Genomic DNA, 21,602 nt, shown 5'->3' with positions numbered 1-21,602 from the left:
GTGCGCATCCTCCACACCTCCGACTGGCACCTGGGGAGGTCCTTCCACCGCGAGGGCCTGCTCGGGCACCAGGCGGCGTTCGTGGACCACCTGCTCGAGGTGGTGGAGGCCGAGCGGGTCGACGTCGTGGTCGTCTCCGGCGACGTCTACGACCGCGCCCTCCCCCACGTCGACGCGGTCGCGCTCGCCGACGAGGCGTTCGCGCGGCTCGCCGGCTCCCGCGCGCAGGTCGTCGTGAGCAGCGGCAACCACGACAGCGCGCAGCGGCTCGGCTTCGGCTCCCGGCTGATGGACGCCGCGGGCGTCTTCGTGCGCACCGACGCCGCCACCGTCGGCACCCCGGTGATGCTGGGCGACGAGCACGGTGACGTGGCGATCCACGCACTCCCCTACCTCGATCCCTCGGCGCTGCTCGAGCCCTGGGGCCTCAGCCACCGCAGCCACGAGGCGGCCCTCGGCGAGGCGATGGCGCGGGTGCGCCGCGACCTGGCCGCGCGCCCGTCGTCCACCCGCTCCGTCGTGCTCGCCCACGCGTTCGTGGCCGGAGCGACCCCGAGCGAGTCCGAGCGCGACATCAGCGTCGGCGGGGTCTCCCGCGTCGCCACCAGCACGTTCGACGGGATCGACTACACCGCGCTCGGCCACCTCCACGGCCCGCACGTCCTCGCCGACGGCCTGCGCTACTCCGGCTCGCCACTGGCCTACTCCTTCTCCGAGGCCGACCAGGCCAAGGGCTCGTGGCTGGTCGAGCTCGATGCCGGCGGCTTCTCCGCCGCGCACTGGGTCGACGCGCCCGTGCCGCGGCGCCTGTCCCGCCTCACGGGCACGCTGGTCGACCTCCTGGGCGACCCGGCGCTCGCCGACCGCGAGGACGACTGGGTGCAGGCCACGGTGACCGACGTGCCGCGGCCCGCTCGCGCGATGGAGCAGCTGCGCCGGCGCTTCCCGCACACGCTCGTGCTCCAGTTCCCGGCCCACGTCTCCGAGGGACACGCCCCCGCGCCGCCGGCCGCCGGGCGCAGCGACCACGGCGTCACCCTCGACTTCCTCGAGCAGGCCCGGGGCGTGCCCGCGAGCGACGCCGAGTCGGCGCTGCTCCTCGAGGCGGTCGACGCCTGCTGCCACGACCCCGACCAGGACGTCCTCGTCGGGTCCCCCGCGCCCGCAGGTGGCGCATGAGGCTCCACCACCTCGAGGTCACCGGGTTCGGCCCGTTCGCCGACCGGGTCCGCATCGACTTCGACACCCTGTCCGCCGCCGGGCTGTTCCTCCTCAGTGGTCCCACGGGTGCCGGCAAGTCCAGCGTCCTCGACGCGGTCTGCTTCGCGCTCTACGGCGACGTGCCCGGCGACCGGGCCACCGCCAAGCGGCTCCGGTCCGACCACGCGGGCGACGACGTGACGCCCCGCGTCGTCCTCGAGGCCACGCTCTCCGGGCGGCGGTTCCGCATCGACCGCTCACCCGCGTGGACGCGCCCCAAGAAGCGCGGCACCGGCACGACGACCGAGCAGGCGCGCGTGGTCATCTCCGAGCGTCGCCCCGCCCCCGACGGCACCGACCTGTGGCACCCGCTCAGCACCCGCCTCGACGAGACCGGTCACCTGGTGACCCGCCTCGTCGGGATGACCCTCCCCCAGTTCTGCCAGGTGGCCCTGCTCCCCCAGGGCCGCTTCCAGGCGTTCCTGCGGGCCCGCTCCGAGGAGCGGCACGCCCTGCTCCAGCAGGTGTTCCAGACCGAGCGCTTCGACCGGGTCGAGAGGTGGCTGCGCGACCGGCGGGTGGAGCTGCGGCGCAGCTCCGAGGCCCACCAGACGGCGGTCGCCGACCTGGTCAGCCGGATCAGCGAGGTCGGCTCCGTCCACGCTCCCGACGACTGGTCCCAGCACCCGGGCGTGCTCACCGCGTGGGTCGACGAGCTCGCCGCCGCGACCTCGCAGGCAGCCGCGGCCCACGCGGTCCGGGTCGAGGCAGCCGTGGCCGGCGAGGCGGCCGCCGCGCGCGCCGCGCAGGCCGGCACCGAGCTCGCCGGCCTGCGGGCCACGCACGCCGCCGCCCGACAGGCGGCCGCCGCGCTCGAGGCCGAGCACGACGACCACGTCGTCCGCACGCAGCAGGCCGACGCGGCCCAGCGCGCCATCGGCGTACGCCCCCTCCACGACGTGGCGGTGACCGCCCATGCTGCGGAGCAGCGAGCCGAGCAGGACCTGCACGGCGCCCGCGCGGAGCTCTCCGGGCTTCTCGACGAGGGCGACCTCGACGACCAGCGCGTCGCCGAGCACCTCCGCGCCACCACCCGGACCCTCACCGACCTGGCACGGGTCCGGCCGCTCCGGCAGCAGGCCGTCGCGCTCACCGCTGAGCTCACCGACCTGACGGCCGCGCGCGACGACACCCGCACCGCGCTCGAGCAGCTCGCCGTCCGTGCCGACGAGCTCCCCGCCCGGCTCGCGGAGCTGACGCCGCAGCTCGAGTCGGCCACCCGCGCCCGCGACCGGGTCTCGTCGCTGCGGTCCGAGCTGGAGGTGGTCGAGTCCCGGATCGCCGCCGCCTCCACGGCCGAGCGGCTGGCGACCGAGCTCGCCGCCGCGGAGCACGCACTGCGCGAGGCGACCGCGACGCGCCTGGAGGCGCGCGAGGTGCTCGTGACCATCCGCGAGCTCCGGCTCGACGGGATGGCCGCCGAGATCGCCGGCAAGCTCGCCGTCGGAGCCTGCTGCCCGGTCTGTGGTTCGGCCGACCACCCGTCCCCCGCGTCCCCGGCACCCGGCGCACCCGACGAGGCCGCCGAGCGCGACGCCCGTCGTGCGGTCGACGACCTCGAGGCGGTCGTGGAGGCCCACGCGCAGCAGGTGCGCGGCCTGTCCGCCCAGCAGGCGGCCGCCGTCGCCGAGGCCGGGGCCGGGCTGGCCGACCTCCGCGCCGCGCGCGCCGGGGTCGCAGCCGCGCTGGAGGAGTCCGCCGAGGAGGCAGCCGCGGCCGACGCCCTGGCCGCGCGGTGCACGGCCCTGGGCGAGCAGATCGCGTCGCTGGCGGGCGAGCGCGACACGCTCGCCGCCGCGGCCGCCCGGCAGGACACCGAAGCAGCAGTCCTCGGCTCGCGTGTCGAGATCCTGCACGAGCAGGTGCGCGCCGCCCTGCCCGGCGACGCGGACCCCGACACCGACCTCGACGACCTCGCCGACCGGCTCCGGGCGATCGAGGCGCTCGCCACCCGCTGCCTCGACGCCTCGGCCGCCCTGGTGCGGGCGCACGGCGACGCCGAGCGGGCCGAGGATGCGGCCCACCGGGCGGCGGCCGACGCGGGCTTCGCCACCGCGGCCGAGGCGGCCAGCGCCTGGCTCCGGCCCGACGACCTCACGGCCCTCCAGGCGCGGCTCGCGCAGCACGACCGCGAGGTCGCACGGGTCGACGAGCAGCTCGCCGACCCGGACCTCCGCAGGGCCGCCGAGGCGGAGCCGCCCGACCTCGAGCGGCTTGCGCACGAGCTCCACCGGGCCCGCGACGAGGCCTCCTCGACCCGGGCTGAGGAGGCGCGGCTGCACGAGCGACGGCGACGACTCGACGGTCTCGCCCGCGATGTCGAGTCGGCGCTGGACGCCTGGCTCCCGGTGCGCGACGACCTCGACCGGGTGGCGGACCTCGCGGCGATGGTCGAGGGCAAGCACCCCGACAACCGCCTGCAGATGAGGCTCTCCGCCTACGTCCTCGCCCACCGCCTCGGCCAGGTCGTCGACGCGGCCAACCTGCGGCTCTCGACGATGAGCGACCAGCGCTACTCCCTCGTCCACACCGGTCGGCGCGGGGCGGGCGAGACCCGCGGCGGGCTCAGCCTGCTGGTGCGCGACGACTGGACCGGCGACAGCCGCGACCCCGCGACGCTCTCGGGCGGCGAGACCTTCGTCGTGTCGCTGGCGCTCGCCCTCGGCCTCGCCGACGTCATCACCGACGAGGCCGGTGGCGCCGACCTCGACACGCTGTTCGTCGACGAGGGGTTCGGCTCCCTCGACGCCGACACGCTGGAGGACGTGATGGACACCCTCGACACGCTCCGCGACGGTGGCCGGGTCGTCGGCGTCGTGAGCCACGTGCCCGAGCTCCAGACCCGGATCCCCACGCAGCTGCGCGTCCACCGCGGGCGCCACGGCAGCCGGGTGTCGCTCCGCACGTCCTGACCCGCTTCGATAGGTTCCTGCCATGAGTGCGCCCGGGCTCGACCCGACCTTCACCGACCTGCCGCACCGTCGCCTCGGCGACGTGGCCCTGGCCCGAGCCCAGGAGCTCGGCGCGAGCCACGCGGACTTCCGCTTCGAGCGCAACCGCTACCAGTACCTCGGCGCCCGCGACGGCGTGCTGCAGACCGCCAGCGACGCCGAGGACCTCGGCTTCGCGGTCCGCGTGGTCCACGGCGGTGCCTGGGGCTTCGCCTCCGGTGTCGTGCTCACCGACGACGAGGCGCGCCGGGTGGCCGAGACCGCGGTCGCCGTGGCGAAGGTCGCCGCAGCGATGACCACGGTCCCGGTCGAGCTCGCGCCCGAGCCCGTCCACGATGACGTCACCTGGATCTCCGGCTACGACGTCAACCCGCTCGAGGTGCCCACGCCCGAGAAGGCCGCGCTCCTGGTCGACTGGACCGAGCGCCTGCGCGCCGGCGCCGCCGTCGCCCACGCCACGGCGTTCCTCCAGCAGGTGCAGGAGAACAAGTACTACGCCGACCTGACCGGCACCCGCACCACCCAGCAGCGGGTCCGGCTCCAGCCGGGCTTCGAGGCGACCGGCGAGGACGCGGAGACCGGCATCTTCGACTCGATGGCCTCGATCGCCCCACCCGTCGGCCGCGGCTGGGAGTACCTCTCCGGCGAGCACTGGGACTGGGACGCCGAGCTGGCCGAGGTCCCTGACCTGCTGGCCGAGAAGCTCAAGGCGCCGAGCGTCGAGGCAGGGTCGTACGACCTCGTCGTCGACCCCTCCAACCTCTGGCTCACCATCCACGAGTCGATCGGCCACGCCACCGAGCTCGACCGCGCGCTGGGCTACGAGGCCAACTACGCCGGCACGTCGTTCGCCACCTACGACAAGCTCGGCACGCTCCGCTACGGCTCACCGGTCATGAACGTCCGCGGCGACCGCACCCAGGACCACGGCCTGGCCACGGTCGGCTACGACGACGAAGGCGTGCAGACGCAGGCCTGGGACATCGTCCGCGACGGCCTCCTCGTCGGCTACCAGCTCGACCGGGCGATGGCCCACCTCAAGCCCGAGCTGAACGACGGCCGTTCCAACGGCTGCGCCTACGCCGACTCCCCCGGCCACATCCCGATCCAGCGGATGGCCAACGTGTCGCTGATGCCCGGCACCGACGACCTCTCCACCGACGACCTGATCTCCCGCGTGGAGCGCGGCATCTACGTCGTCGGCGACAAGTCGTGGTCGATCGACATGCAGCGCTTCAACTTCCAGTTCACCGGCCAGCGGTTCTACAAGATCACCGACGGCAAGCTGGACGGGATGCTGCGCGACGTCGCCTACCAGGCCACCACCACCGACTTCTGGGGGTCCATGGAGGCCGTCGGCGGCCCCGACACGTGGGTCCTGGGTGGTGCCTTCAACTGCGGCAAGGCCCAGCCCGGCCAGGTCGCGGCGGTCAGCCACGGCTGCCCGTCCGCGCTCTTCCGCGGCGTGAACATCCTCAACACGATCGACGAGGCAGGCAACTGATGACGACCACACCCCAGCAGCTCGTCGAGCACGCGCTGGCGACGTCGACGGCGGACGACTGCGTCGCCATCGTCCGCGAGGTCACCAGCGCCAACCTGCGGTGGGCCAACAACACGCTGACGACCAACGGCGTGATGACCGAGGTGTCGGTGACGGTCGTGAGCTTCGCGTCCGTCGCGGGCGGCATCGCGACCGGTTCGGTGTCCGGCAGCGCCGCCACGGCCGCACAGGTCACCGCGCTGGTCGAGGCCGCCGACGCCGCGGCCCGCGCCGGCTCGCCTGCCGAGGACGCCGCCGAGCTGGTCGCCGACGCCACCTCCCCCGACTGGGCCGTCGAGCCCGGGACCACCGACATCGGCGTCTACCAGTCCTTCGCGCCAGCGCTCGGCGAGGCGTTCGGCCAGGCGCAGGCCGAGGACCGCCTGCTCTACGGCTTCGTCAACCATGACGTCACCACCACCTACCTCGGCTCGACCCGCGGGCTGCGGCTGCGCCACGTGCAGCCCACCGGCCACTACGCGTGCACGGCGAAGGACTCCTCGCTGACCCGCAGCGCCTGGGTGGGTGGGGCCACCCGCGACTTCCGCGACGTCGACGCCGCCGCGATGGCCGCCGGCGTCGCCCAGCGCCTGGCGTGGGCCGAGCGGCGCATCGACCTGCCCGCGGGCCGCTACGACACGATCCTGCCCCCGTCCTCGGTGGCCGACCTGATGATCGACGCCTACTGGGGCGCCGGCGCGCGGGTGGCGCACGAGGGCGAGTCGGTCTACAGCCGGCGCGGCGGCGGCACCCGGATCCACGACAAGGTCGCCGCCCCGGGCGTGAGCCTCTTCTCCGACCCGGCGTACCCCGGCCTGGAGTGCGCGCCGTTCGTGGTCGCGGGCGCGTCCGACAACACCGACTCGGTCTTCGACAACGGGCTGCCGCTCGAGCGCACCGACTGGATTCGTGACGGGCTGTTGACCGGTCTCCTGCAGACCCGCCACTCCGCGGGCATGACCGGCCAGCCGGTCACCCCGATGATCGACAACCTCGTGCTCGAGGTCGGCGACGGGGACGGGACGATCGACGACCTGGTGGCGGGCACCCGGCGCGGCCTGCTGCTCACCTGCCTCTGGTACATCCGGGAGGTGGACCCGCAGACCATGCTGCTCACCGGTCTGACCCGCGACGGTGTCTACGTCGTCGAGGACGGCGAGATCGTGGGCGCGGCCAACAACTTCCGGTGGAACGAGAGCCCGATCGAGCTCCTCAACCGCTTCAGCGCGGCGACCACCTCGGTGCCGAGCTTCAGCCGCGAGTGGGGCGACGACTACTTCTCGCGCACGGCCACGCCCGCCCTGCGGATCCCCGACTTCAACATGTCGAGCGTCTCGCAGGGCGTCTGACCTACCCGGCCGCCCGGGTCAGCGCAGCCGCTGCACCCGGCGACGGTGGTCGCTGCTGTTGTCGCCGTCGATCCCGGACTTGCGGGTCTTGCGGATGTGGTCGATCTTGTCCTGCCCGCCCTGCACCTGCTCGGCCGTGATGATCGTGTCGCGCTCGTAGGCGTGCGACTTGTCGGTGTTGCGGTAGTAGCGGAACAACGCCCAGTACGTCGCCACGGCACCCGCCGGACCCGCGGCCAGGAGCCACACCGGAGGGCCGTCGGAGCTCGCCATCACGACGACGTCGACGAGGCCGGGGCCGAGGAGGGCGCTCATGCCCACGCCACCAGCAGCGCGCCGGCGATGCCCTCGAGGAACGTCCCGACCGTCAGGGCGGCGAGCACGAGCCGCCACTGCGAGACCGGGACGCTGCCCATCGTCTCCCCGGTGCGGGCGTTGACCGCGATGTAGTGCAGCATCCTGGTGTCCTCCTGGTAGTAGGAGTAGAGCCAGACGGGCAGGTACATCGAGACCCAGCGCGAGCCGCCCACGTCGATCTGCTCCTGCTCCCACCGCACGCCACGGTCGAGCTCCGCGAGCGACGACTCGACCTGGGACCGGCCGATCGAGAGCAGCTGGTCCTCGAGGACCGGCTGCAGGTCACCCACGTCGAGGTCACGCTTCTCGCTGGTGAAGCCGACGAGGTAGCTGGAGTTCCACTTCACGGCGTTCTTCGTGTCGAAGGGCAGGATCGTGTTGACGATGTTGTTGGTCGTCGAGCTGTCCATCTCGGCGCGGTCGGCCGATCCCTCGATCGTCAGGTCGTCGACGGTGAAGGCGACGGACCGGTTGACCCGGAAGACGTCCGCGGCGTAGTAGGTGACGGTGCTGTCGCCCTGCTTCTCGGTCCAGCGCCGGGTCTGGACCTCGCCCACCCCGCCGTACGCCGCGTGCGCGTTGGCGTCGATGACCAGGTAGGGCAGGTAGACGCCGAGGACGTTCTCCGGGACGAACTCCTCCTTGAAGCGCGGGTGGGCGAAGAGGCGCCGCTTCGAGGCGAACTCCCGGATCTTCTCGACCGCTTCCGCGTGGGTCAGCCGGAACGGCAGCACCGCGTCGGGCACCGCGCCGTTGGGCAGCTGCTGGTTGACGTTGAGCGTGTGCCGGCACCAGTGGCAGCGCGCGTTCATCGCGTGGGCGGTGTCGACGACGACCTCCGCGCCGCAGCCGCCGCACTTGAGCGTGAGGACGTCGCCTGCGTCTGCGGCGATGTCCCGCGCTCCCCCGGCGATCACCGTCCCGCGCAGGTCGTCGATCCCCTCACCGAGGCCGAGCTCCTCCTCGACGCGCGCCTCCTGCCACTCGTGGCGGCAGAACAGGCAGATCAGCATCCCGGTCGACCCGCGCAGGCGTACGTCGGTCGAGCCGCACCGGGGGCAGCGGTTGACGCCGTCGGCCAGGGACTCGTTGACCGTCTCGATGTCCGGGCCGGGCTCGGGCTCGGCGCGCGCCGCGGCGAGCTCCTCCTCCAACGAGAGCGGCGGCCCGTCGAACGGCGAGCTGCCCGGCTCGCGGGGCGGGGTGGCGTCCTGCGTCATCTCGGCGACCTGTGCAGACCCGTCAGAGACCCAGCGCCTTCGCCTTGGCCGCGTCGTAGTCCTCCTGGGTGATCAGGCCGGCGTCGAGCATCTCCTTGGCGCGCTTGAGCACCGCCACGGGGTCCTCCGCGGCCGGTGCGGCCGGGGCCGCGGGCGCGGCGGCGGCAGGCGCGGCGGGCTGGGCGGGCTGGCCGGTCGGCTGCTGGAGACCGCCGAGGCCCATCCCTCCGGTGGCCATGCCCATCCCGATCAGGCCGCCGGGGCCGGCGTTCTCACCGGCGGACTCGATGCCCGCGGCGACGGACGCCTGCAGGTTGGAGTTGCCGCGGGAGCCCGACAGGGCGTCGGCACGCTGGACGTTCTTGAGCAGCTCGCGCGTGTTCTCGTCGTACTCGATCGAGATGATCGCGGTCTTGACGATCTCCAGCCCGCGGTCCGTGCGCCACCGGTAGTTCTCCTCGACCGCCGCAGACAGCGACTGGGCGAAGCCGATGGAGTCCTGCTGGAGGCGGGCGATCCGGTTCCCCTTGGCGGGGTCGTTGGTGTACATCGAGAACGCCGGCGCGAGCGAGCCGACGACCTCGTTGAACAGCTGCTCGCCTGCCGGGTTGTCGATGTCGGTGAAGTCGAAGACCGCGTGGCCGTTGATCACGGAGGCGGAGACGAAGTTGCGGATGAAGGTCAGCGGGTCGGTGATCTTCAGGGTGTAGGTGCCGCGCGTGATGGCGCCGACCTGGGTGTTGAGGAAGGCATCGTCCCAGTAGATCTCCGACTGCGTGCCGAAGCGGTTGTTGGGCAGCTCCTTGAGCGCCACGAAGATCGCCGTCTGCTGCGAGCCCGGGCGACCGCCGAACTTGAAGCGCTCCCAGCTCTGCTTGATGATCGAGTCGACCAGTCCGCCCCCGGAGAAGACCGACTGCGACGCGGTCTCCTCGGAGTCCCAGATGTAGCCGCCGGGCTGGGCGGCGAAGCCGGTGAACGCGCCGTCCTCGAGCAGCACCAGGCCGTAGCCCTCGGGCACCACGATCTTGGAGCCGTTGGTGATCACGCCGTCGGAGCCGCGGGTGTTGCTGCCGCGGTCGGCGTTCTGGCCCTTGGCCACCGCCGGGAAAAGCGCCGCGGTCGCGGGGAGCCCGTCCGGCACGCCGTAGAAGTCGAGCCACTGGTCGGCGAGCGTCCCGCCGATGGCTCCGCTGACAGCCTGGAAGAGTCCCATGCCCGTTCCCCTCTGGTGGATGCGAGTGCGCGGCGGCAACACTAGCGCCCGACGAGGCGCCGGGGCGGGTGATTCGGAGTCAGCGCGCTCCGGTCTGGAGCGCCACCCATGTCTCGGGCGTGACGACGCCGGTGGTGTCGAGTCCGACCCGTCGCTGGAAGCGGGCCACGGCCTTCGCCGTCCGGTCGTCGACGACGCCGGTGGGCTTCACCGAGCGCGCCCCGGAGGCGCGCAGCGCCCGCTGCAGGCGCAGCGCGGACTCGCCTGCCGAACCGACCTTCATCAGGGGCCCGGACCCCTGGGCGAACAGCGCCATCCACGTGGCCCGGTCGGCCTTCCCGGTCCGACGCAGGTCGTGGCGGCGCTGGTAGCTCGTCACGGCACGCACCACGTCGCGGTCGTACGTGCCGTCGAGCCGGCCACGGTAGCGGCCGTTCTTCCTCAGCAGGCACTGCAGCGCCGCGACGCGGTCACCCTTGCTGCCAGCGCGCAGGCGCGGGTATGAGCCGAAGTCGACCGTGGTCCGGCCGCACGCCCGCGTCGAGCGGGGCGCTGGCGAGCCGCCGTCGAGCTCGAGGAAGTTGCGGTCGATGGTGAGGGCGACGCCGCCGTAGGTCGCCGTCGTGTGCGCCTCGTACTGGTGGATCCGCTCGCCCTCCCAGCTGCTCCCGCGCACCCACTGCGGGTCGATGTCGACGTCGGCGCGGCCGTTGTACCAGGCGTACCAGACCTGGTCGGGCATCTCGTAGGAGCCGGCGGAGATGTTGTCGGCGTTGTCGAGGGCGTGGATGCCGGCCGAGACGCTCGAGTAGACGCCCGAGCGGAAGCCGTTGGCGTGCAGCGCCGAGGTCCAGCCGCTCAGGAAGCGCAGGGCCGAGCGCCGGCAGTCGTCGTTCGCCACGTCGAAGCCGCCCTCGAGGTCGTACCAGAGCGTGGTGCGGGACGGCAGGCCGAGCTCGCGGGCGCGGGTCACGGCGGCCGTGGCCTCGGCGCGCCCGCGTGCGTCGGCCGCGGCGTACGAGCCGGCGGGGTTCGCGTCGATCAGGTCGCCGTAGGTGGTCTGGCACGACGCCTGCGGGCCGACCCAGATCGGCAGCACCCGCCAGCCGCGGGAACGCTGCGTCGCCACCCACGTGGCGTCGAGGTGCGGCTGGCCCGGGTCGGTGGCGGTGGTGCGGCACGACGCGGTCGAGCCGCCGATGTAGACCCCGACGCCCCAGAACGGCGACGACGCCAGCCAGGCGTCCATCTGCTCCTGCGTCGGCGCGCAACGGGCGTCGAAGGCGTAGCCGGTCAGCCCGTCCTTGCCCCGCCCGGCGGCACTCGCAGTGCCGCCGGTCAGCAGCGTGGCGCAGAAGGCGACGAGGACCGCGACCACGACGGCGGTGCGGGCAGGTGCGACGTGCATGTGTTTCTCCCCCGAGAAGTCTGGTGTGGGCTGGACCCTAGCGCGGGTGCCCGCCCGGGATGTCGACGCCGGTGTCGTACGGCGTCCGGGTGTAGACGAACGTCGCGCACTCCAGGTTGCGGATCGTCCCGTCGGGATTCCGTACGACGTCGAGCCGCTCTCCGCGGTGGTAGCCCAGCACGCCGACCAGCACGCCGTCGACCAGCTCGAAGCGGTCGGTGACCACGCCGCCCCTCGCCATCGCCCGCAGCTCGAGGCCGTCGTTGTGCCAGCGCACGTCGTACGCCGTGTTGCCCCAGAACCACAGCCCCGGGACACCGTGCACCTCGGTCGGGAGCGCGATCGTCGGACGCCACGGCTGCGGCCGGTCGTCGTCTGCGTCGGGGTCTCCCTCGATGAGCGAGACGGCGAGGTCGCGCGGGTTGACCCCGGTGGTGGCGTTGGCGAGCACCGCTGCGCCGATGCCGCTGCCCGGGTCGACGTGGAGTGCGGCGAGGAAGCCCGGCATGGAGCCGTTGTGGCCGACCAGCCGGCCGCCCGGGTGGAGGCCGAGCATCAGGCCGAGCCCGTAGTCGGCGGTGACCGGCCGCTGCATCTCCTCGAGGGTCGACGCCGCCAGCACGTCGGGCCGGGCGCCGCCGAGGACCTGGCCCCAGGTGACGAGGTCGGCCAGGGTGGACCAGAGCTGCCCGGCCGGGGCCATGGCGCCGGTGTCGGTCAGCGGCTCGTGCACCCGGACGCCGGTGAAGTGGTCGACGCTCCAGCCGGGTTGCGCTCCCGGGCGCGGGAGGTACGACGTCGACCGCATGCCCAGCGGCCGGAGCAGCCGCTCCGCGACGAGGACCCGCCACGGCGCCCCGAAGCGGCGGGCGACCACCTCACCGAGCAGGCCGTAGCCGAGGTTGGAGTAGTGGAACCACTCCCCTGCGCCGGCCACGCGGCCGGTGCCGTCGTTGGCCGCCGCCAGGGCGGCGAAGTCGCCGCCGCGGCTGCGCTCCCACCAAGGCCCCCGCGGCTCGCTCTGCATCCCCGAGGAGTGGGCGAGCGCGTCGCGGATGCTCACCTCGCCGTAGCCGACGTCGCCCAGGTGCGCGGACAGCGGGTCGGACAGGTCGAGCAGGCCCTCGTCGCGGGCCTGCATGACCAGGACCGCGGTGAGCGTCTTGGTGATCGACCCGATGCGGTACTGGCCGTCGAGGCCGGGCGCCTGCCCGGCCCCGCCGGCCCACACCGCGCCGTAGCGGTCGAAGACCGCGCCGACCACCGAGGTCAGCCGGCCCTCGGCCTGGGCCACGTCCAGGAGTCGCTGCCGCTGGATACTCATGCACGTACTCGCTTCGCTCCGTGCGCACATGAGGCACGTGTCACCCTGTGCTCGATGGCTCGCTCGCTCCGCTCGCTCACCCGAGCGACCCTAGAGCCACCCGTCAGTTCTCGGCGAACGCCTCAGGCGGCGGGCAGGCGCAGACCAGGTTGCGGTCGCCGTAGGCCTGGTCGATCCGCGCCACCGGCGGCCAGTACTTGTCGGGGTCGATGCCCTGCGGGAAGACCGCGAGCTCGCGGGAGTAGGAGCGTTCCCACTCGCCCACCAGCGCACGGGCGGTGTGCGGCGCGTGGCGCAGCGGCGAGTCCTCCGGGGTCCACTCCCCCGCCTCGACGCGGGCGATCTCGGCGCGGATGGCGATCATCGCGTCGCAGAACCGGTCGATCTCGGCCAGGTCCTCGGACTCGGTCGGCTCGACCATCAGCGTCCCGGCGACCGGGAACGACATCGTCGGGGCGTGGAAGCCGTAGTCGACGAGGCGCTTGGCCACGTCGTCGACGCTCACGCCACTGGCCTTGGTGAGGCCCCGCAGGTCGAGGATGCACTCGTGGGCCACCAGGTCGCCGTGGCCGCGGTAGAGCACCGGGAAGTGCTCCTCGAGCCGGTGCGCGATGTAGTTGGCCGACAGCACCGCCACCGCGGTCGCGCGGGTCAGGCCCTGGGCGCCCATCATCCGGATGTAGGCCCAGGTGATCGGCAGGATCCCGGCGGAGCCGTAGGGCGCCGCGCTGATCGGGCCGATGCCCTGGCGCTTCTCCACGTCCGGGTGCCAGCCGTGGGAGGGGAGGTACGGCGCGAGGTGGGCACCCACGGCGACCGGGCCGACCCCGGGGCCGCCGCCACCGTGCGGGATGCAGAAGGTCTTGTGCAGGTTGAGGTGCGAGACGTCGCCGCCGAACTCGCCCGGCCGGGCGTAGCCGAGCAGTGCGTTGAGGTTGGCGCCGTCGACGTAGACCTGGCCGCCGTGGTCGTGCACGATCTTGCACAGGTCGGTGATCGTGTCCTCGTAGGCGCCGTGGGTCGAGGGGTAGGTCACCATGATCGCGGCGAGCGTGTCGGCGTGCTGGTCGCACTTGGCGAGCAGGTCGTCGAGGTCGACCGAGCCGTCGTCGGAGGCCTTGACCACGACGACCTTCATCCCCGCCATCACCGCGGACGCGGCGTTGGTGCCGTGGGCGGACGACGGGATCAGGCAGATGTTGCGGTCCACGTCGCCGTTGGCGCGGTGGTAGCCGCGGATCGCCAGCAGCCCGGCGAGCTCGCCCTGGGAGCCGGCGTTGGGCTGGACGGAGACCTTGTCGTAGCCGGTGACGTCGGCCAGCCACGCCTCGAGGTCGTCGACGAGCTCGCGGTAGCCGGTGGCGTCCTGCGCCGGCGCGAACGGGTGCAGGTCGGCGAACCCCGGAAGGCTCACCGGCTCCATCTCGGTGGTGGCGTTGAGCTTCATCGTGCACGAGCCCAGCGGGATCATGCCGCGGTCGAGCGCGTAGTCGCGGCCCGAGAGCTGGTGCAGGTAGCGCAACATCTGGGTCTCGCTGTGGTGCGAGTTGAACACCTCGTGGGTCAGGAACTCGGTCGTGCGGTGCAGCCCGTCGGGCAGGCCGCTGGTCGACTCGTCCACCGCGGCCACGCCGAAGGATCGCAGCACCGCGGCGACGGTCGAGGCGGACGTACGCTCGGAGGCCGAGAGCCCGACGTGGTCCTCGTCGATCAGGCGCAGGTGCAGCCCCATCGTCCGCGCCGACGCCACGACCTCGCCCGCGCGTCCCGGCGCGGCCACCGTCAGGGTGTCGAACCACGTGTCGTTGACGACCTCCACTCCCCCGGCACGCAGCGCCGCGGCGATGCGCGACGCGTGGTCGTGGGTGCGCTGCGCGATGCGGCGCAGGCCCTCGGGCCCGTGGTAGACGGCGTACATCGAGGCGACGACGGCGAGCAGCACCTGGGCGGTGCAGATGTTCGACGTCGCCTTGTCGCGGCGGATGTGCTGCTCGCGGGTCTGGAGCGCGAGGCGGTAGGCGGGCCGGCCCTCGGCGTCGACGGAGACGCCCACGAGCCGTCCGGGCAGGTGCCGCTCGAGGCCGGCCGAGACCGACATGAACCCGGCGTGCGGCCCGCCGTAGAAGAGGGGCACGCCGAAGCGCTGCGACGAGCCGACGACGACGTCCGCGCCGAGGGTGCCGGGCGCCTCGAGCAGGGCCAGTGCCAGCAGGTCGGCGGCCACCACGGCCAGCGCGCCGCGCTCGTGGGCGGCGTCGATCACGGGGCGGGGGTCCACCACCGCGCCCGAGGCACCGGGGTACTGCACGAGGACGCCGCACAGGTCACCCTCGGGGAGCCCGGCGGTCAGGTCGGCCACGACGACCTCGATGCCCATCCCCTCGGCGCGGGTGCGGACCACGTCGATGGTCTGCGGGAGGGCGTCGGCGTCGACCACGAAGGGACCCGCGGCGTTGCGCTGCGCGCGGCGCACGAGCGTCATCGCCTCGGCCGCGGCGGTGCCCTCGTCCAGCAACGACGCGTTGGAGGTGGGCAGCCCGGTCAGGTCGGCGACGACCGTCTGGAAGTTGAGCAGCGCCTCGAGGCGGCCCTGGGAGATCTCGGGCTGGTAGGGCGTGTACGCCGTGTACCAGGACGGGTCCTCGAGCACGTTGCGGCGGATCACGGGCGGCGTGATGGTGCCGTGGTAGCCGAGACCGATCATCGCCTCGGCCGGACGGTTCTGCGAGGCGAGGGTGCGCAGCGCGCGAGCCGTGGCCTCCTCGTCGAGCGGGTCCGGCAGGTCGAGCGCGGCCGCGGTCCGGATGCCGCCGGGGACGGCGGCCGCCATCAGCGACTCGAGCGAGTCGTGGCCGATCGCGGCGAGCATGTGCGCGACAGCCGCGTCGTCGGGGCCGATGTGGCGGGGGACGAACTCCCCCAGCGCGCTGGCGGCGGTCACGGTCGAGGGGCTGGAGGTGGCGTCCGTCACGGAGTCTCCCAGAGGTCACTGGCTGGACCTCCCCCTCTGTCAGCCCGGTGGCCTCCAGAGTGCCAACCCGCACGGTCCGGGTGCCTGAGAGGTTCCGGGGAGGAATTGCCCCTTCGGCGCACCGCCTCGGCCTCACGACCGAGCGCGACGACTCTCCCGTGCGGGATGTCAGCACCACGAGTTTAGCGATACGCAACAGAAATGGACGAAGCCGCCCGGTGTCGCGGGCGGCTTCGTCGGAGGATCGAGGCTGTGGGGCGAGGCTGGGTGAGCGTGTCAGCCGGTCTGGCGAGCAGCGCGACGGGCGGCCAGCTCGTCGCCGGCGACCGGCTCGGCGGGCTCCTCGGCGGCGCGCTCGCTGGGCAGCTCGGCCAGGGTGCCCTCGATCTCGCGCCAGACGCCGCCGATCGCGATGCCGAAGACGCCCTGGCCACCCTGGAGCAGGTCGATGACCTCGTCGTTGCTGGTGCACTCGTAGACCGAGGCGCCGTCGCTCATCAGCGTGACGCGGGTCAGGTCGTCGGTGCCGCGCTGGCGCAGGTGGGCGGTCGCGGTGCGGATCTGCTGCAGGGAGATGCCCGCGTCGAGCAGCCGCTTGACCACCTTGAGGATCAGGATGTCGCGGAAGGAGTAGAGCCGCTGCGAGCCGGAGCCGGCGGCGCCGCGGACGCTCGGCTCGACCAGCCCGGTGCGGGCCCAGTAGTCGAGCTGGCGGTAGGTGATGCCGGCGGCGTTGCACGCCGTGGGACCGCGGTAGCCGGTGTCGCTGGGCAGTGGCGAGACGTCGTCGTCGAAGAGCAGGCCCTGCTCCTCGGCGAGCTCTGCCGCCTCCGCCGCAGCGGTGATCCCGGCGGCGTCCGTGCCCTGTTCGTTCTCGTTGCTACCCACAGCGACCCTCCAGGTCAGTTCCTCCGTTGTGCGGTAACTCCTGGGGGGAAGGATCCGCGTCGGCGCCGGAGGAACGGGCAACCACAGCGGTGGAGTTACAACAGAGACAGTTCAAGGTAAGCCTGAGGCTTCGGCTTGTCCATCCACGGAGCGGCGTGTCGCAACCCTCAACCTCAACATGAGGGTCAGGGTTGCCTCCCGGAGGACACCGGAGCTAGTGGGACTCGAAGTCGTCGGGCGAGACGTGGTCGAGGAACTCGCGGAAGCGCTCGACCTCGTCCTCCTGCTCGGCCGGCACTGCGAGCCCGGCCTCCTCCAGCACCGACTCGGCGCACACGATGCGGCTCCCGGTGCGCAGGGCGAGAGCGATCGAGTCCGACGGACGGGCGCCGACCTCGGCTCCCCCGTCGAAGACCAGCTGGGCGTAGAAGATGCCCTCCTGCATGTCGACGATGCGGACCTCGTCGAGCCGCTGCCCCGTCGCCTCCAGCACGTCGCGCATCAGGTCGTGGGTGAGCGGTCGCGGCGGCGTGACGCCCTGCTGGGCGAAGGCGATCGCGGTGGCCTCCACCGCCCCGATCCAGATGGGGAGGTAGCGCTCGCCCGTCACCTCGCGCAGCAGCACGATCGGCTGGTTGGAAGGCATCTCGACGCGGACACCGACGACGTCCATTTCCCGCATGCCTCCACCCTACTCACCAGCGGTGAAGCCCCGTCGAGGGTGGCTATCCCCGGTCGAGGCCGACCTTCACCAAGGTGGCGTGGAGCCGCACCGACAGCGCGGCGATCTCCGAGGTGGCGTCCTCGGCGCGCCCGCGAGCCGCCGCGTCACGCCCGCGGGCGAGCGGCGCGACGACCTGCTGGACCAGGCCGACCTCCCGGTCGGCGGCCGTCTTGAACGCGCGCAGGTGGCGTGGCTCGAACCCGAATTCGGCCAGCTCGCGGGCGGTCTGGGCGACGACCAGGGCGTCGCTGTCGAAGTGCCCGGTGCCGGTGCGGGCGCTGACCAGGCCGAACTGCTCGAGCTGTCCGAGCAGCTCCTCCGAGATGTCCGCCACCTTGAGCAGCTCGCGCCGGGAGAGGCGCAGCTCGCTGGTGCGCCGGAACGACTCGGGGCTGGGCAGGCCGTCAGCACTGAGCGCGACCTTCGGCACGGTCGGCACCACCGACTCGATCGGCGGCGGCTCCATGCCGCGGTCGATGGCGTCGAGGTGGTCGCCGATCACCTTCAGCGGGAGGTAGTGGTCGCGCTGCATCAGCAGGATGTAGCGCAGCCGGGCGACGTCGTCGCCGGAGAACTTGCGGTAGCCCGCGGCGGTGCGCTCGGGCTTCACCAGCCCCTTGTCCTCGAGGAACCGGATCTTGGGGATGGTCACCCCGGGGAAGTCGGGCCGGAGCTGGTCGAGCACCTGCCCGATGTTGAAGCGGGCGCCGCGACTCGAGCTCGCAGGCGTCGAGGCACTCACGGATCAGCTGTCCGGGTGGGACGAGAAGAAGACGAGCCGGTACTTGCCGATCTGGACCTCGTCGCCGTCGTTGAGCTCGACGGAGTCGATGCGGTCGCGGTTGACGTAGGTGCCGTTGAGGCTGCCCACGTCGCTCACCGAGTAGCCGGTGCCAGAGCGGCGGAACTCGGCGTGCCGCCGGGAGACGGTGACGTCGTCGAGGAAGATCTCGCTGTCCGGGTGGCGACCCGCGCCCACCACGTCGGTGTCCAGGAGGAACCGCGACCCGGCGCTGGGCCCCCGCTGCACGACGAGCAGCGCGTGCCCGGCGGGTAGCGCGTCGACGGCGGCGGCGTCCACCGCGCTCAGCTGGCGGTCCGAGGACTCGCGCTGGTCCGGGGCGCCGAACGTGATGGTGGCGGTGGTCTCCACCGGCGACGCACCGGTGTCTTCCCCGCCGAGCAGCTTGGTGCCGCACTGGGCACAGAAGCGGGCATCGTCAGGGTTCTGCTTGCCACAGGCGGTGCAGAACGGCATGGAAACTCCTCGACGGATCGACGCTGAACCCTCAGCCGAGGGTTGAGGTTGACGGTTGCCCCGAACCTACCAGCACCGGGTTCGGGAGTCCCGGCGAATCAGCCGTCGAGCCCGGCCTGGTAGGCGGCGGCGTCGAGCAGGCCGTCCACCTGCGCCGGGTCGGAGACGGCGACCTCGAACAGCCAGCCGGCCTCGTAGGGGTCGCTGTTGACCAGCTCGGGGGTCTGGTCGAGGGCACCGTTGGTCGCCACCACCTCGCCGGTGACGGGGGCGTAGATGTCGCTGACCGACTTGGTCGACTCCAGCTCGCCGCAGGTCTCCCCCGCGGTCACGGAGTCGCCCACCTGCGGCAGGGAGACGTACACGATGTCGCCGAGCGCGTCCTGCGCGAAGTCGGTGATGCCGATGCGGACCGATCCCTCGGCGTCGCCGGGCGTGCGGACCCACTCGTGCTCGCTGGTGTACTTCAGGTTCTCCGGATACACGGTGGCTCCTCGGGTGTCGGGACGGTGAGGTCGGTTCTCGCGCAGGCTACTGGCCCGTGGCGAGCTCTGCGTAGTCGGGTCGAGCGGCCTCGCGGACGCTGGTGACCTCGACCGACTCGAGCTCCTCGATGTCCACCGTGGCACCGTCCTCGGCGAAGGTCTCGACCGGTCCGCTGGAGAAGGTGAGGGCGGTCCGGAGGATGTGCGGGTCGCCGATCACGTCGAGGACGTACGGCGGCTCGAGCAGCTGGTCGTCGAGCTCGATCCCGCCGACGGCGTTCTGGAAGGAGCTGTCGGCACCGAGCCGGATCTCGTCGTTGAACTCCATCGCCTCGGCGCCCGCGGTCCGGAGCTCCTGGACCATGTCGAGCAGCGAGCCGACGGCGACCCGGCTGGTCGACTCGGTGACGGTGACCCGCAGGCCGGGCCCGGAGACCGGCACCAGGCCGGCGATGATGTTGAGGGTGCGCACCCGCTGCTCGGCCTCGTCGAGGGCCGCCGAGCGCGCGCGGGACTCGTCCTGCAGCTCGTCGCGACGGCTCTCGAGGCGGTCGACCTCGCGCCGCGCGCGCTCGGCCGTCCCGGTCAGGCCGTCCAGCACCTGGATCAGCTCGCTCTCGCGCAGCCCGGCGTAGGTGTCGTTCGCCTTGGTGTCGCGCACCTGCACCACGAAGGCGAAGCCGAGGACCGCCAGCAGGACCGCGACCACGACCTGGCGCCGCGACGGCTTCACGACGGCGCCGCGCAGCCGCTCGCGGCCGGTGTCACCCTGCTCCGCGCCGGGCTCGGGATCCGGTGTGCGGGCCTGCGGCAGCTCGGGGTCAGGCATGGAAGACGTGCCTCCGGATGGCGGCCACGTTGGAGAAGATCCGGATGCCGAGCACGACGATGACGCCGGTCGTCAGCTGGGCGCCGACGCCGAGCTGGTCACCGAGGTAGACGATCGCCGCGGCGATGACGACGTTGCTGACGAACGACACCACGAAGACCTTGTCGTCGAAGATGCCGTCGAGGTAGGCCCGCAGGCCGCCGAAGACCGCGTCGAGCGCCGCCACGACCGCGATGGGGAGGTAGGGCTGGAGGCTCAGGGGCACGTCGGGTGCGAAGACCAGGCCGGCGATGATGCCGAACAGCAGTCCCAGGGCAGCAATCACGGCGCGCTCCCCTCTCCCGTCTGGCCGTCCGGCTCCGCGTTGAGCTCGATCACACCACGCAGGTCGGGCTCCGGCGCAGCCGGCAGGCGGATGTCGTCGACATTCTCGGCCGAGTAGAGGAACTCCAGGCCGTTGACGAGGGCGAACCACTCCTGCCCCTCGCTGGTCTGCAGCAGGCGCGCCTGGAGGGTCTTGTTGTCACCGATGACGGACACGACGTACGGCGCGTTGACCGGGCGACCGTTGACGTGGACGGCGCGGCTGGTGTTGCGGATGCCGCCCAGCACGTTGAGCCGCTGGTCGTTGATCGCGATCGCCTCGGCGCCGGCCTCCCACAGCCCGTCGACGAGGACGGCGAGGTCCTCGTCGCGGATCTCGGTGTCGACGTCCACGCCCGGCCGGTTGTCGACCGTGATGCGGACGCCCGGTCCGCGCACGGCCGCGTAGCCGGTGTTGAGCTCGGCGCGGCGCACCCGTGCCTCGAGGTCGTCGAGCTGGGCCTGGGTGCGGGTGTTGCCGCTGGCGACCGACTGGTTGGCCCCGGTCAGCTCGGCGACCCGGCCCTGCAGGTCGCGCACCTCGACGCGGGTGGACTCGATCTGCTCGAGCAGGGCGGCCCGGCTCAGCTCGTTGACCTCGGCCTCACGGTCGGTCTGCGCGGCGACCACGGCACCCATGATGCCCAGCGCGGCCACGGCCACCAGGCTGATCCAGTGCGGACGGCGCCCCTGCGACGGCGCCTCCCCCGCCGCGGCCCGCTTCTGGGCGACGTGCGCGTAGTCCTCGTCCATCGACCGCGCGGTGACGAGCGTCAGCAGCGGCGTGGTGACGTGCTCGGGGAGCCGGCTGCCCGCCGCCGGGTGCTCGCGGGTGTCAGCCATGGTCGCTCGCCGGTGACGTACGGCGCGGGGTCTCGCGCAGCAGCGTGCGCACCTGCCAGGCGTACAGCACCCCGGCCCACCAGTAGAGGCCGATGCCCCACCACGCGAACGCCCAGCCGAAGTTGCGGGCCAGCGTCGCGACGACGCCGGTGCCCTCCCCCAGCAGCAGCAGCGGGAAGGCGTAGAGCAGGTTGAACGTGGCGGCCTTGCCGAGGAAGTGGACCGGGAGCGCGGAGAACCCGCGGGTGCGCAGGAAGGGGACGAGTCCCCACAGGAAGAGGTCGCGCAGCGGCAGCGCGATCGCGACCCACCACGGGATGATGTCGCGCAGGAACAACCCCACGACGACGGCCAGGATGTAGAGGCGGTCGGCGACCGGGTCGAGGATCTCGCCGAGCTTGGAGTACTGGTCGAGGCGCCGGGCCAGCCAGCCGTCGAGGTAGTCGGTGAAGCCCGCGATCATCAGGACGGCGAGAGCGACGGCGTCCTGCTCGGGACCGAGGACGAGCCACAGGAACAGGGGCACGCCGGCCAGCCGCACCAGACTGATGATGTTCGGCACGGTCCAGACGCGGGTCGCTTCCTCGGACACGCCCCGAACCCTATCCAGCGC

19 protein-coding genes and 1 riboswitch are annotated in these 21,602 nt (G+C 72.7%); of the genes, 4 read left to right on the top strand and 15 right to left on the bottom strand.

Going from position 1 to position 21,602, the window contains the following annotated elements; genetic code table 11:
- Genes ACE3QY_RS05470 through ACE3QY_RS05455 form a run of 4 tightly spaced genes read left to right on the top strand, consistent with a single transcriptional unit; the run spans position 1 to position 7,103 of the window.
- Positions 1 to 1,179: an exonuclease SbcCD subunit D gene (locus ACE3QY_RS05470; RefSeq protein ID WP_374454999.1), complete on the top strand. Its 1,179-nt coding sequence runs from the start codon at positions 1 to 3 to the stop codon at positions 1,177 to 1,179.
- Entirely contained in the window at positions 1,176 to 4,172 is a 2,997-nt protein-coding gene (locus ACE3QY_RS05465; protein WP_374454998.1) for an AAA family ATPase, read from the top strand. The genes ACE3QY_RS05470 and ACE3QY_RS05465 overlap by 4 nt, the downstream gene beginning before the upstream one ends.
- Positions 4,173 to 4,194: 22 nt before the next feature.
- Entirely contained in the window at positions 4,195 to 5,715 is a 1,521-nt protein-coding gene (locus ACE3QY_RS05460; protein WP_374454997.1) for a TldD/PmbA family protein, read from the top strand.
- Entirely contained in the window at positions 5,715 to 7,103 is a 1,389-nt protein-coding gene (locus ACE3QY_RS05455) for a metallopeptidase TldD-related protein (protein ID WP_374454996.1), read from the top strand. The genes ACE3QY_RS05460 and ACE3QY_RS05455 overlap by 1 nt, the downstream gene beginning before the upstream one ends.
- Before the next feature lie 18 nt (positions 7,104 to 7,121).
- Here ACE3QY_RS05455 and ACE3QY_RS05450 read toward each other — a convergent pair whose 3' ends face one another.
- The 15 genes from ACE3QY_RS05450 to ACE3QY_RS05380 form a co-directional block, all read right to left on the bottom strand.
- Entirely contained in the window at positions 7,122 to 7,418 is a 297-nt protein-coding gene (locus tag ACE3QY_RS05450; RefSeq protein WP_374454995.1) for a hypothetical protein, read from the bottom strand.
- Positions 7,415 to 8,680, bottom strand: a complete 1,266-nt coding sequence (locus ACE3QY_RS05445) for a hypothetical protein (RefSeq protein WP_374454994.1) — start codon at positions 8,678 to 8,680, stop codon at positions 7,415 to 7,417. The genes ACE3QY_RS05450 and ACE3QY_RS05445 overlap by 4 nt, the downstream gene beginning before the upstream one ends.
- 22 nt (positions 8,681 to 8,702) lie before the next feature.
- Positions 8,703 to 9,896 carry an SHOCT domain-containing protein gene (locus tag ACE3QY_RS05440; protein WP_374454993.1) on the bottom strand — a complete coding sequence of 398 codons (1,194 nt, stop codon included), beginning with the start codon at positions 9,894 to 9,896 and terminating at the stop codon, positions 8,703 to 8,705.
- Positions 9,897 to 9,975: 79 nt separating this feature from the next.
- On the bottom strand, positions 9,976 to 11,304 hold the full coding sequence (locus ACE3QY_RS05435) for a glycoside hydrolase domain-containing protein (RefSeq protein WP_374454992.1): 1,329 nt from the start codon (positions 11,302 to 11,304) through the stop codon (positions 9,976 to 9,978).
- Between the two features lie 37 nt (positions 11,305 to 11,341).
- Positions 11,342 to 12,628, bottom strand: a complete 1,287-nt coding sequence (locus tag ACE3QY_RS05430; RefSeq protein ID WP_374454991.1) for a serine hydrolase domain-containing protein — start codon at positions 12,626 to 12,628, stop codon at positions 11,342 to 11,344.
- A gap of 103 nt (positions 12,629 to 12,731) precedes the next feature.
- Positions 12,732 to 15,599, bottom strand: coding sequence for an aminomethyl-transferring glycine dehydrogenase (gene gcvP, locus ACE3QY_RS05425; protein ID WP_374454990.1), 2,868 nt, complete (start codon positions 15,597 to 15,599; stop codon positions 12,732 to 12,734).
- A gap of 62 nt (positions 15,600 to 15,661) precedes the next feature.
- Positions 15,662 to 15,768: riboswitch (glycine riboswitch) on the bottom strand.
- Positions 15,769 to 15,875: 107 nt separating this feature from the next.
- Positions 15,876 to 16,487, bottom strand: coding sequence for a MerR family transcriptional regulator (locus ACE3QY_RS05420; RefSeq protein ID WP_374454989.1), 612 nt, complete (start codon positions 16,485 to 16,487; stop codon positions 15,876 to 15,878).
- Between the two features lie 214 nt (positions 16,488 to 16,701).
- Positions 16,702 to 17,169, bottom strand: coding sequence for a bifunctional nuclease family protein (locus ACE3QY_RS05415; protein WP_374454988.1), 468 nt, complete (start codon positions 17,167 to 17,169; stop codon positions 16,702 to 16,704).
- 43 nt (positions 17,170 to 17,212) lie between these two features.
- A complete protein-coding gene (locus ACE3QY_RS05410) occupies positions 17,213 to 17,953 on the bottom strand; it encodes a MerR family transcriptional regulator (protein WP_374454987.1) in 741 nt (246 codons plus the stop codon).
- Between the two features lie 3 nt (positions 17,954 to 17,956).
- The gene (locus ACE3QY_RS05405) at positions 17,957 to 18,469 is read right to left on the bottom strand and encodes an FHA domain-containing protein (protein WP_374454986.1); all 513 of its coding nucleotides are present in this window, start codon (positions 18,467 to 18,469) and stop codon (positions 17,957 to 17,959) included.
- A 98-nt stretch (positions 18,470 to 18,567) separates the two neighbouring features.
- Entirely contained in the window at positions 18,568 to 18,954 is a 387-nt protein-coding gene (gcvH, locus tag ACE3QY_RS05400; protein WP_374454985.1) for a glycine cleavage system protein GcvH, read from the bottom strand.
- Positions 18,955 to 19,000: 46 nt separating this feature from the next.
- On the bottom strand, positions 19,001 to 19,783 hold the full coding sequence (locus ACE3QY_RS05395) for a DUF881 domain-containing protein (RefSeq protein ID WP_374454984.1): 783 nt from the start codon (positions 19,781 to 19,783) through the stop codon (positions 19,001 to 19,003).
- Positions 19,776 to 20,108: a small basic family protein gene (locus ACE3QY_RS05390; protein WP_056907793.1), complete on the bottom strand. Its 333-nt coding sequence runs from the start codon at positions 20,106 to 20,108 to the stop codon at positions 19,776 to 19,778. Before ACE3QY_RS05390 ends, ACE3QY_RS05395 begins: the two co-directional genes overlap by 8 nt.
- A complete protein-coding gene (locus ACE3QY_RS05385; RefSeq protein ID WP_374454983.1) occupies positions 20,105 to 20,989 on the bottom strand; it encodes a DUF881 domain-containing protein in 885 nt (294 codons plus the stop codon). The genes ACE3QY_RS05390 and ACE3QY_RS05385 overlap by 4 nt, the downstream gene beginning before the upstream one ends.
- Positions 20,982 to 21,581: a CDP-alcohol phosphatidyltransferase family protein gene (locus tag ACE3QY_RS05380; RefSeq protein WP_374454982.1), complete on the bottom strand. Its 600-nt coding sequence runs from the start codon at positions 21,579 to 21,581 to the stop codon at positions 20,982 to 20,984. Before ACE3QY_RS05380 ends, ACE3QY_RS05385 begins: the two co-directional genes overlap by 8 nt.
- Positions 21,582 to 21,602: the final 21 nt, after the last annotated feature.

Origin of the sequence: Nocardioides sp. (assembly GCF_041913365.1) — a bacterium.
Taxonomy (GTDB): Bacteria; Actinomycetota; Actinomycetes; order Propionibacteriales; family Nocardioidaceae; genus Nocardioides.
The sequence above is the reverse complement of the archived record's forward strand: the minus strand, read 5'-3'. Positions and strand labels throughout refer to the sequence as shown.

Excerpts from the sequence above, each read along its gene's own strand:
- ACE3QY_RS05455 (WP_374454996.1), top strand. The coding sequence starts at position 5,715 with ATGACGACCACACCCCAGCAGCTCGTCGAGCACGCGCTGGCGACGTCG.
- ACE3QY_RS05430 (WP_374454991.1), bottom strand. The coding sequence starts at position 12,628 with ATGAGTATCCAGCGGCAGCGACTCCTGGACGTGGCCCAGGCCGAGGGC.
- ACE3QY_RS05460 (WP_374454997.1), top strand. The coding sequence starts at position 4,195 with ATGAGTGCGCCCGGGCTCGACCCGACCTTCACCGACCTGCCGCACCGT.
- ACE3QY_RS05445 (WP_374454994.1), bottom strand. The coding sequence starts at position 8,680 with ATGACGCAGGACGCCACCCCGCCCCGCGAGCCGGGCAGCTCGCCGTTC.
- ACE3QY_RS05465 (WP_374454998.1), top strand. The coding sequence starts at position 1,176 with ATGAGGCTCCACCACCTCGAGGTCACCGGGTTCGGCCCGTTCGCCGAC.
- ACE3QY_RS05450 (WP_374454995.1), bottom strand. The coding sequence starts at position 7,418 with ATGAGCGCCCTCCTCGGCCCCGGCCTCGTCGACGTCGTCGTGATGGCG.
- ACE3QY_RS05440 (WP_374454993.1), bottom strand. The coding sequence starts at position 9,896 with ATGGGACTCTTCCAGGCTGTCAGCGGAGCCATCGGCGGGACGCTCGCC.
- ACE3QY_RS05385 (WP_374454983.1), bottom strand. The coding sequence starts at position 20,989 with ATGGCTGACACCCGCGAGCACCCGGCGGCGGGCAGCCGGCTCCCCGAG.
- ACE3QY_RS05395 (WP_374454984.1), bottom strand. The coding sequence starts at position 19,783 with ATGCCTGACCCCGAGCTGCCGCAGGCCCGCACACCGGATCCCGAGCCC.
- ACE3QY_RS05415 (WP_374454988.1), bottom strand. The coding sequence starts at position 17,169 with ATGCGGGAAATGGACGTCGTCGGTGTCCGCGTCGAGATGCCTTCCAAC.
- ACE3QY_RS05435 (WP_374454992.1), bottom strand. The coding sequence starts at position 11,304 with ATGCACGTCGCACCTGCCCGCACCGCCGTCGTGGTCGCGGTCCTCGTC.
- ACE3QY_RS05405 (WP_374454986.1), bottom strand. The coding sequence starts at position 18,469 with ATGCCGTTCTGCACCGCCTGTGGCAAGCAGAACCCTGACGATGCCCGC.